The 10,123-nt window shown below is 68.4% G+C and carries 9 protein-coding genes; 5 read left to right on the top strand and 4 right to left on the bottom strand.

Annotated features, from left to right (window positions below; all coding sequences use genetic code 11):
• Window positions 1–180 (top strand): hypothetical protein (locus ACTJLF_RS32675; protein WP_440884722.1); only part of this gene is annotated, 180 nt, incomplete at its 5' end.
• A 109-nt stretch (window positions 181–289) separates the two neighbouring features.
• On the opposite strand, the gene ACTJLF_RS32670 is transcribed toward ACTJLF_RS32675, so the two are convergent.
• The 4 genes from ACTJLF_RS32670 to ACTJLF_RS32655 form a co-directional block, all read right to left on the bottom strand.
• Complete coding sequence (locus tag ACTJLF_RS32670) at window positions 290–745, bottom strand: DUF2846 domain-containing protein (protein WP_240649979.1); 456 nt, start codon at window positions 743–745, stop codon at window positions 290–292.
• A 171-nt stretch (window positions 746–916) separates the two neighbouring features.
• Window positions 917–1,651, bottom strand: coding sequence for an amino acid ABC transporter ATP-binding protein (locus ACTJLF_RS32665; RefSeq protein ID WP_354324636.1), 735 nt, complete (start codon window positions 1,649–1,651; stop codon window positions 917–919).
• Window positions 1,652–1,674: 23 nt separating this feature from the next.
• Complete coding sequence (locus tag ACTJLF_RS32660) at window positions 1,675–2,922, bottom strand: M20/M25/M40 family metallo-hydrolase (RefSeq protein ID WP_440884721.1); 1,248 nt, start codon at window positions 2,920–2,922, stop codon at window positions 1,675–1,677.
• A 5-nt stretch (window positions 2,923–2,927) separates the two neighbouring features.
• Window positions 2,928–5,876 carry an FAD-dependent oxidoreductase gene (locus ACTJLF_RS32655; RefSeq protein ID WP_440884720.1) on the bottom strand — a complete coding sequence of 983 codons (2,949 nt, stop codon included), beginning with the start codon at window positions 5,874–5,876 and terminating at the stop codon, window positions 2,928–2,930.
• A gap of 108 nt (window positions 5,877–5,984) precedes the next feature.
• Here ACTJLF_RS32655 and ACTJLF_RS32650 point away from each other — a divergent pair, with 108 nt between their 5' ends.
• From ACTJLF_RS32650 to hydA, 4 genes are all read left to right on the top strand, one after another.
• Window positions 5,985–6,881 carry a dihydrodipicolinate synthase family protein gene (locus ACTJLF_RS32650; protein WP_019653660.1) on the top strand — a complete coding sequence of 299 codons (897 nt, stop codon included), beginning with the start codon at window positions 5,985–5,987 and terminating at the stop codon, window positions 6,879–6,881.
• Between the two features lie 76 nt (window positions 6,882–6,957).
• Entirely contained in the window at window positions 6,958–7,791 is an 834-nt protein-coding gene (locus tag ACTJLF_RS32645; protein WP_019653659.1) for an ABC transporter substrate-binding protein, read from the top strand.
• Window positions 7,792–7,843: 52 nt separating this feature from the next.
• Window positions 7,844–8,566: an amino acid ABC transporter permease gene (locus ACTJLF_RS32640; RefSeq protein WP_440884719.1), complete on the top strand. Its 723-nt coding sequence runs from the start codon at window positions 7,844–7,846 to the stop codon at window positions 8,564–8,566.
• Window positions 8,567–8,602: 36 nt separating this feature from the next.
• Complete coding sequence (hydA, locus tag ACTJLF_RS32635; RefSeq protein ID WP_354414836.1) at window positions 8,603–10,057, top strand: dihydropyrimidinase; 1,455 nt, start codon at window positions 8,603–8,605, stop codon at window positions 10,055–10,057.
• The last annotated feature ends 66 nt before the right edge of the window (window positions 10,058–10,123 follow it).

Here is a 10,123-nt window from a genome sequence, read left to right as displayed (position 1 = left end):
AGGGTGGGTCAATACTCGATGGAAATCGCGGGTCAGGATTGCATGGAAATCAACACGCCCCTGACAATCGCTCGTGAGCTGCACGAATTTTCACTTTTCGTGACGAGACTGCGGGATTTTTTCAATAATGGTGGCGCGTTCCGAGAACGCTGCGACACGGAAACTGAAAAACGCGTTTGAAATCAACGCCGCTTTTTCACTTTTCGCGTCTTCCGGCATCCGTCGCACAAGCGCGCTGCCGGCAGCGCGCATCGACTTAGTTCTCGCCTGATAACGAGCTTCGGACGGACTACTTGCTGCAGGTTCCCGGCGTAGCAAGCCCCAGCGCCGTCACTGCCTTCTTGCCCTCGGCCTCGGGCATCACTTCAAGATTGGCGCCGCCCACGAACGCGCCCATCTTGATGTACTGGCGCACGAAGTAGTTCTTCCCCGTTTCGAACATCAGCTTGAGCGTATTTGGCGAGAACTCGGATTCCGTCGCGATCTCGTGCTCCTTGCCGCCCGCAACCTCCGTGCGGAAGAACACGTCCGGCGCCGATTCGCCGAGACACTTCCCATCGACCCAGATGTCCTTCTTGAGCGCCTTTCCGACAAAGCTGTCTCGATAGACATAGAGACCGGAATTGCCCGGCGACGGTGGCGAGAACTTCTTGGCCTGCGCCGAGGCCTCGGCACTTTCCATCTTCACGGACGCGCAACCCGTGAACAAAACAGACATCAAGGCAATAACTGCGATTTTTCTCAAGATCCCTCCGATTGAGTAGTTGAACTTTCTGCACGCCGAAAGCCGCGCGAAGGCGCAGCGGCGTACGAAATGTAACAGTCGAAGGGCTGACTGAAACAAGAAGTGTCAGGCGGACGACACGCAGCGCTCACCTTGAGCCCTTGGGTCAGCCTTCCATTCCAGCGCCCAGCCTCAGTGCTGCAGGATCTTCGAAAGAAACTGCCGCGCCCGATCCGACCGCCCCGCAGGATTGCCGAAGAACTCCTCCTTCGCGCAGTCTTCGACGATGCGGCCGCGGTCCATGAAGATCACGCGGTTCGCGACCTTGCGGGCGAAGCCCATCTCGTGGGTGACGCACATCATGGTCATGCCTTCGCGGGCGAGTTCGACCATCACGTCGAGCACCTCGTTGACCATCTCGGGGTCGAGCGCGGAGGTGGGCTCGTCGAACAGCATGGCGACCGGGTTCATCGCCAACGCGCGGGCGATGGCCACGCGCTGCTGCTGGCCTCCGGAGAGCTGGCTCGGAAACTTGTGCGCGTGGGCGCGCATGCCCACGCGCTGCAGCAGAGCCATCGACGCGGTGCGGGCTTCCGAAGCCGGGCGCTTGAGCACCTTGACCTGCGCGATCGACAGGTTGTCCTCGATCGAGAGGTGCGGAAACAGCTCGAAGTGCTGGAACACCATGCCCACGCGGGCGCGAAGCTTGTTGAGATCGGTCTTCGGCTCACCCACCGACACGCCGTCGACGGTGATGCGGCCGCGCTGGAAGGGCTCGAGCGCGTTGACGCACTTGATGAGCGTGGACTTGCCCGAGCCCGAGGGCCCGCAGACCACCACGACCTCGCCCTTGCGGACCTGGGTGGTGCAGTCGGTCAGCACCTGGAAGGTGCCGTAGCTCTTGTCGACGTGGCTGATTTCGATCATGTCGTGTCCCGGTGAGATGAGGTTCAGCGCGACAGCAGCCGGTGCAGCGTGTTGGCGACCACGCGCGTGGCCTTGCGCAACTCGTCCAGCGGCACGCGCTCGTCGGCGCGGTGGCCGTTGGCTTCGAGCAGCGACTCGGGGCCGGCGCCGTACATGACGGTGGGAATGCCGGCCTCGCTGTAGAGGCGCGCGTCGGTGTACAGCGGCACGCCGATCGGTGTGACCGGCTTGCCCATGACTTCGCTGGCCTCGCGGCACACGAGCGCCGCGAACTCGTCTGCGCCGGGCGCGGGTGCGAAGGGGCGGGCCAGCAGGATCTGGCGGATCTCGACCGAGATGCCGGGCAGCGGACGGCAGGCCGACTCGATCACCTCGCGCAGTTCGGCCTCGACGGCCTCGGGCGATTCCTCGGGAACGATGCGCCGGTCGATGCGCAGGGTCAGCACGTCGGACACCACGTTGGTGTTGATGCCGCCGTCGATCAGGCCCACAACCATCGTGGGGTGGGTGATGCCCGGCGTGAGCGACGGGCGATCGGTGAGGCTGTCGCGGTAGCGGTAGAGCGCGGGCAGCAGGGTGGCCGCGGCCTCGATCGCGTCGTGGCCGGTGTCGGGCCGTGCGGCATGCGCCGAGGTGCCGCGCACGACGACCTCGAGATGCAGGCAGCCGTTGTGCGCCACCACGACGTGGTGCGAGAACGCGGCGGAGAGCACGAAGTCGGGCTTGCTCAGGCCCTTGGAGAGGATCCAGTCGGGGCCCGTCATGCCGCCGGTTTCCTCGTCGTAGGTCAGGTGCAGCTCGACGCTGCCGGCCAGGGGCGTGCCCGAGGCCGCAAGGTGCTTGAGCGCGCGCATCGCGAAGGCGTAGGTGGTGAAGTCCGACTTCGACACGGCGGCGCCGCGCCCGTAGAGCCAGCCGTCGCGCACCTCGCCGCCGTAGGGTTCGACGCTCCAGCCCGCGCCGGGCGGCACCACGTCGCCGTGCGCATTGAGCGCCACCACCGGGCCGTCGCCGAATCGTTCGCGCACGATCAGGTTGGTCACGCTGCGCATGCCGTGCGCGGCCGCGAATTCGGCAGGCACTTCGTGGCGCTCGACCGTGAAGCCCATGGATTCGAGCAGCCGGGCGGTGAGTTCGGCGTGCGGGGCGCAGTCGCCCGGCGGGTTGTCGGAGGGGCAGCGCACGAGTTCGGTGAGCGTGCGGACCTGCTCGTCGAAGTGCGCGTCGATGTAGTCGCGCAGCGTGTCGCGCGGGGAGGCGTTTTCGGTCATGGCGGTCAGAGGAAGCGGTCGATTAGGAAGGGGCTGATGTCGATGTCGGCTCGGCCGCGCACGATGAGGTCGGTGACCAGCCGCGCGGTGACGGGGGCGAGCGTGTAGCCGTTGGAGGTCACGGCGTTGTAGAAGCCGGGGCGGCCGGGCACTTCGCCGAGGATGGGCGCGCCGTCGATGTTCACGTTCATGCCGGCCCAGCAGCGCACCATGTGCAGCCCGCGCACGGCCGGCAGCACATGGCCCGCCACCCAGAGGTTGCCTTCGATGCTCTCGCGCTCGGCGCGGTTGAGGCGCATGCCTTCGTTGAAGGCGGCGGTCCAGCCGCCGCCGATGATCAGGCCGCCGCTGGCCGCCTGCTTCAGGCTCAGGTGCCGGTCGGCATGCGCGACCAGGTGGTTGACCAGCGGCGGCGCGGGCTCGGTCACGATCATCTGCAGCGGCGCGCCCTTGACGGGGATGTTCACGCCCAGCATGCGGCCGACAGCGCTCGACCAGGCGCCGCTCGCGTTCACGACGCGCGCCGCGTGGATGGCGCCGCGAGAGGTGCGCACCATGAAGCCGGCGCCTTCGCCCGGCAGCGCCTCGATGGACTGCACGTCGCAGCCGCGCAGCATGCGCGCGCCCTGCTGCTGCGCGCGCCGGGCGACGGCGTAGGTGGCGCGCAGCGGGTTGATCTTGCCTTCCATGGGGCAGAGTTCCGCGCCCAGCAGCTCGTCGGACAGGGCAGGCGAGAGGCGGCGCAGTTCGGCGCCGTCGATCACCTGCGCGTCGATGCCGTGGCTGCGCTCCAGCGCGGCCTTGGCTTCTAGAAAACGCATGCCGGCCTCGCTGTCGGCCACCATGAGGCCGCCGGTGATCTTGATCTCGAGGTCTTCGCCGCAGTCGGCCTCGATCTCCTGCCACAGGCGCACCGACATCGGCCCGAGCGGCAGCGTGGCCGCGGCCGGCCCGCCGCCTTCCTGCGCCTTGGCGCCGAAGTCGAAGGACAGCAGCTGCACGTGCAGGCTGCCGGCATTGGCGCCCGAGGCCTGCAGGTTGATGTCGTCGCGGTCGACCACCGTCACGTCCTGGCCGGCCTTCGACAGGTAGTAGCCGAGGCAGGAGCCGAGCACGCCGGCGCCGATCACGAGCACGTCGGTGCGCAGCGTGCCCTCGAAGGGTGGCTGCTCCACCGGACGCGCAAGATTGGGCGTGATGGCGGGCTTGTGGCCGCCCCACTCGGGTTTCTCGAAGCCGAGCGCGCCGGCCGGCACCGGCTTGGCGGGCGGACGCGGTGCGAAGTACTGCTCGACCTGCGGCGGCCGGCCGGTCATCTCGGCCAGCAGCCGGCCGGCGGTGACACCGCAGTAGCGCGCCTGGCAGCGGCCCATGCCCAGGCGGGTGTTGCGCTTGAGCGCGGCCAGTGTGTCGCTGCCGGCGCGGATCTGCTCGCGCACCGAGCCGAAGGTGATTTCCTCGCAGCGGCACAGCAGGGTTTCGTCGGGCACCGCCGCGAGGGTGACGGGCGGCGGCGCGTAGATCGACCACAGCGCCTGCTGAAAGCATTCGGCGCGATGCAGCTTTTCAACGGCCTCGTCCGGCTCGGGGGCCTTCAGGCCGAGGTTGCGCGCGACTGCGGCACCCGCCAGCGTGCCGCGCGCGAGCGCGACGCGGGAGCCGCCCAGATCGGCGCCATCGCCCACGACATACACGCCGGGCAGGCTGGTGGCGCCGTCTTCCTGCGTGACGGTTGCCAGGTAGCCGAGATGGCGGGGCGCGAGGCGGTGCTCGCAGCCCAGCATGCGCGCGAGTTCGGTGGAGGGGATGAAGCCGTAGCCGAGGCAGAGGGTGTCGGCTTCGAGGCGGCGCAGCGTGGAGGGCACGGCATGGCCCTGGGCGTCGATCCGGGCGACCTGCACCGAGCTCAATCCGGTCGGGCCTTCCGCGGAAACGACGGCGTGTTCCCACAGCACGGGCACCTTGCGGGCGCGCAGCTTGCGCAGGTAACGCCAGCCGTCGAGCAGCAGGTCGGGGGCGGTGCGCGCCGCGCTCAGCAAGTGGCGCCATTGCCGCGGCGAAGGGCGCGGGGCCGACTCCAGCACGGCGACGACATCGGCGCCGCCCGCGAGAAGCTCCGCGGCGAGCTGCAGGTTCAGCGGCCCGTTGCCGGCGATCACCACGCGGCGTCCGGGCGCCACGCGGTAGGCGCGTGCGAGCGTCTGGCCGGCGCCGGTGGTCATCACGCCGGGGAGGGTCCAACCGGGAAAGGGCACCGGCCGCTCGTACGCGCCGGGTGCGATCACGAGCTGCCGGCAGCCGATCACGCAGGCTCGCCCGTCGATGAGTGCGGCGACTTCGTGTGCAGAGAAGGCCGCCCAGACCTGCGCGCCCTGGGCGATGGCGACGCCGGCGGCGCGGACTTCGCTTTCCAGCGCGAGGCCCTGCGCGAACTGGCGGTCCGCGGGGGAGGGCGCCGCATGCGAGGGCGCGAGCGGCTTGTAGAACTGGCCGCCGGACTGCGGGCGCTCGTCGAGCACGAGCACGTCGGCACCCGCACGGCGCGCGGCGAGCGCGGCCGAAAGGCCGGCCGGGCCCGCGCCGATGACGAGCACGTCGACCTGCCGGCGATCGGGTTCGGCGCCGGCCTGCGGAGTGAGCGGCTGCAGCGGGTCGTCGGGCGTGCCGGCGGGCTGGGTCGAACGCACCTGCTGGCCGTCCGCCACTTTCGTGAGGCAGGCGCGCTGGCTGGCCTGGCCGTCGACGGTGACGAGACAGTCGAAACACGCGCCCATGCCGCAATAGAGACCCCGGCGCTCGCCGCCGCGGGTATGGCGCATCGCCTTGATGCCGCCGGCCGCCAGCGCCGCGGCGATGGTCTCGCCCTCCAGGCCCTCGACGGGCTGCCCGTCGTACCAGAAGCGCACGGGGCGCCCGGCCGGGGTGATGAAAGGGTGGGTCAGTCTGGCGCTCATGGGCAGTGCGAAGGAAGAACGTCAACTTACGATTGACGCGCCGAATTGTATACGTATACTCAACGTATACATATACCGAACTGCCCGAATTCTTTCCAAGGACTGCCCATGACAGCGTTCCGCGGCACCTATACGGTGCTCATCACCCCCATGACCGCCGACGGCAAGCACGTGGACGTGCCTGCGCTGAAGAAGCTGGTCGATTGGCAAATCGAGGAAGGCATCCACGGGCTGATCCCGCTGGGAAGCACCGGTGAGTTCCTCTCGCTGACGCCCGACGAACGCCAGCTGGTGATCGAAACCTGTGTGAGCACCGCTGCAAAACGCGTGCCGGTGCTGATCGGCACCGGCGCGGAGTGGACCGACGAGTGCGTGCGGCTGAGCCGCGAGGCCGAGAGCATGGGCGCCGACGGCGTCATGATCATTCCGCCCTTCTACAGCACGCCCACCGACGACGAGCTGTTCGAGCACTACCGCAAGGTGGGCGAGGCGATCGGCATTCCGATCATGGTCTACAACAACCCGGCCACCGCCAACGTCGACCTCAAGCCCGAGCTGGTGGCGCGCCTCTCGCGCATCGACAACTGCAAGTACATCAAGGAGTCGACGCTCGAGGTCACCCGCGTGCGCGACATCATCGAGCTGTGCGGCGACCGCATGACGGTGTTCGCGGGCATCCTGGGCTACGAGTCGTTCTGGCTCGGCGCGCAGGGCTGGGTGGCCGTGTGCTCCAACCTCATCCCGAAGATGTCGGCGCGCCTGTTCGAGCTGGTGGCCGACGAGCGCGACATGCCCGCCGCGCTCGCGCTCTACAAGAAGATGCTGCCGATCGTGCGCTGGGTCGGCGGCCACCGCTACGTCGCGGCCTCCAAGGACGGCCTGTCGATGATGGGCCTGCCGGTCGGCAAGCCCCGCGCCCCGCGCCTGCCGCTGCCCGATGCCGATGCCGCCGATCTGCGCCGCGAGCTCGCGCGCCTCGAACTGCTGGACTCGATCCGCGCCTGAGGCAGCCGGCAACTCGTTTCCATCTCTCCCTGACTTCCCACCTCGTCGCCTCGATCCCTTCCTCAAGGACCACACCATGAAACTGCTTCCCGCTCTCGCGTCGGCAACGGCACTCCTCATCTCCTTCGCTGGCGCCGCGAACGCGCAGCAGGCCTGCAAGTCGCCGGTGCCCGATTCGGCGCTCGTCAAGAAGGGCACGCTGACCATGTCGGTCAACCCGACGCTGCCGCCGATGCAGTTCGTCGACCAGACCGGCGCTCTCAAGGGCATGCGCGTGGAGCTGGGCGAGCAGATCGCCAAGCGCCTGTGCCTCACGCCCGAATACGTGCGCATCGAGTTCTCGGCCATGATCCCCGGCCTGCAGGCAGGCCGCTGGGACGTCATCAACACCGGCATCTTCTTCACCGAGGAGCGCGCCAAGCTGATGCAGATGCTCGTCTACGAAGACCAGGCCATCAGCATCAGCGCCGCCAAGGGCAACCCGCTGAAGATCGCCAAGCCCGACGACCTCTCGGGCAAGAGCATCGGCGTGGAGATCGGCGGCTTCGAGGAGCGCAAGGCGCGCGAGCTCGACAAGCAGCTCACCGACAAGGGCATGAAGGGCATGACCATCCGCACCTTCGAGAACTTCGCGATGGCCTTCCAGGCGCTGCGCGCGGGCCAGGTCGAGGTGGCGCTGTCCATCGACTCGACCGGCGCCGAATACCAGAAGCGCGGCGACTTCGAGCGCGTGCTCAACGGCCTGTTCCCCACGCCGGTCGCGCTGGCCGCGCGCAACAAGGAGCTGGCCGCCGCGATGGCCAAGGTCATGAACGACATGAAGGCCGACGGCAGCTTCCAGAAGCTGTTCGACCAGTACGGCGTCAAGGCCGCCGACGGCGCCGTGACGGTCAAGGGCCCGGCGAGCTGAGGGCGCGCCGCCGTCCGCATCGCCATAGAGCAAGCAAGCCAAGGAAACTTCCATGGGACAAGGCTGGAGCTGGTCGGGCTTCTTCGACTACCTGTTCAATCCGTACATCCTCAGCGGCGCGGTGACCACGCTGTGGCTCACGCTCGCGGCGATCGCGGGCGGGCTGGTGGTGGGCTGCGCGCTGGCCCTGGCACGGCTGTCCAGCCACCGGTGGCTGGCGGCGCCGGCGCACTTCTACATCTGGGTGTTCCGCGGCACGCCGCTCCTGGTGCAGCTCATCATCATCTTCACGGGGCTGCCCCAGCTGGGGCTGAAGCTCTCGGTGATCGAGTCGGCGCTGCTGGGCCTCATCCTCAACGAGGCGGCCTACCTCGCCGAGATCGTGCGCGGCGGCATCCAGTCGATTCCCGCGTGGCAGACCAACGCCGCGCGCGCCGTGGGCTTCAGCAGCGCGCAGACCATGCGCTACATCGTGCTGCCGCAGGCCATGCGCCTGATCGTGCCCACGCTGGGCAACAGCATCAACGGACTGCTCAAGACCACCTCCATCACCTCGGTGATCTCGATGGAGGAGCTGCTGCGCCGCACGCAGGTGCTGATCCAGGAGAAGTTCATGGTGCTGGAGCTCTTCATCGTCGCGGCCATCTACTACCTGCTCATGACCACCGCCTGGGACTTCATCCAGCGACGCATCGAGCGCCACTACGGCCGCGCCTACGGCAATGCCTCCGCGGCGCCGGTGGTGCCTGCGGAACCCGCGCTCGAGCAACGCTAGGAAGAACCTGAAAGAAAGCGGAAGGAACGAAAGCCCATGAGCACCTACGACCTGATCCTGCGCAACGCGGACATCGCCACCGCCGGCGACCGCTACACCGCCGACATCGGCGTGCGCGACGGGCGCATCTGCGCCATCGCGCAGGGGCTCGACGCGAGCGCCGCGCGCGAGATCGACGCGCGAGGCCGGCTGGTCACGCCCGGCGGCGTCGACGGCCACTGCCACTTCGACCAGCCCACCAGCGACGGCTCGCGCTTCGCCGACGACTTCCTCTCCGGCACGCGCTCGGCCGCATGCGGCGGCACCACCACCGTGCTGCCCTTCGCCGCGCAGCAGAAGGGCCGCAGCGTGCAGGAGGCCGTGGACGACTACCACCGCCGCGCCGAGGGCAAGGCGGTGATCGACTACGCCTTCCACCTCATCGTGGCCGACGCCACGCGCGACGTGACGCAGCGCGAGCTGCCCGCCTTGATCGAGAAGGGCTACACCTCCTTCAAGATCTACATGACCTACGACGACCTGAAGCTGGACGACCGCCAGATCATCGAGGTGCTCGCCACCGCGCGCCGCCACGGCGCGATGACGATGATCCACGCCGAGAACAGCGACTGCATCGCCTGGCTCACCGAGCAGCTGCTCGACGCGGGCCTCACCGCGCCGCGCTACCACTCCAGCTCGCGGCCGATGGCGGTGGAGCGCGAGGCCACGCACCGCGCCATCGCGCTGGCGGAACTGGTCGACACGCCGATCCTGATCGTCCACGTCTCGGGCCGCGAGGCCGTCGAGCAGATCCACTGGGCGCGCGGGCGCGGGCTGCCGATCCACGCCGAGACCTGCCCGCAGTACCTGTTCCTGAGCGCCGAGGACCTGGGCATCGACCCCGACGACCCGATGCACGGCGCACGCTGCATCTGCAGCCCGCCGCCGCGCGACAAGGCGAACCAGCAGTTCATCTGGAACGGCCTGTCCAGCGGACTCTTCACCATCGTCTCGTCCGATCACGCCCCCTTCAACATGAACGGCAGCGACGGCAAGCGCGTGGCCGGCGACAACGCTTCCTTCGACCGCATCCCCAACGGCATTCCCGGCGTGGAGACCCGCCTGCCGCTGCTCATGAGCGAAGGCGTGCTCAAGGGGCGCATCGACATCCACCGCTTCGTCGAGCTCACCGCCACCAACCCGGCGCGCCTGTACGGCCTGTACCCGCGCAAGGGCACCATCGCCGTGGGCAGCGACGCCGACTTCGTGGTGTGGGACATGTTCCCCGAAGGGCAGGAGAAGCTGCTGTCCAACGACATGCTCCACCACGATGCCGACTACACGCCCTACGAGGGCATGCGGCTGCGCGCGTGGCCCGGCATGACCATCTCGCGCGGGCGCATCGTGTGGCAGGACGGCGTGTTCCAGGCCGAGCCCGGTTCCGGCCAGTTCCTGCCTTGCCTGCGGCCGCGCGCGCCCAACGACGGCAATCCGCTGGACAAATGGCTCTGAAAGAATGGCGCTGAGGCCGCCCGGCCGGCCCTGCTAAGCTCACCCGCCCTCGTGGCTTTCGCCCGT

Origin of the sequence: Variovorax sp. 22077 (assembly GCF_052044195.1) — a bacterium.
In the GTDB taxonomy this organism is placed as follows: domain Bacteria; phylum Pseudomonadota; class Gammaproteobacteria; order Burkholderiales; family Burkholderiaceae_C; genus Variovorax; species Variovorax atrisoli.
Note: the sequence above shows the minus strand (reverse complement) of the source record. Positions and strands in the feature narration are given on the sequence as shown.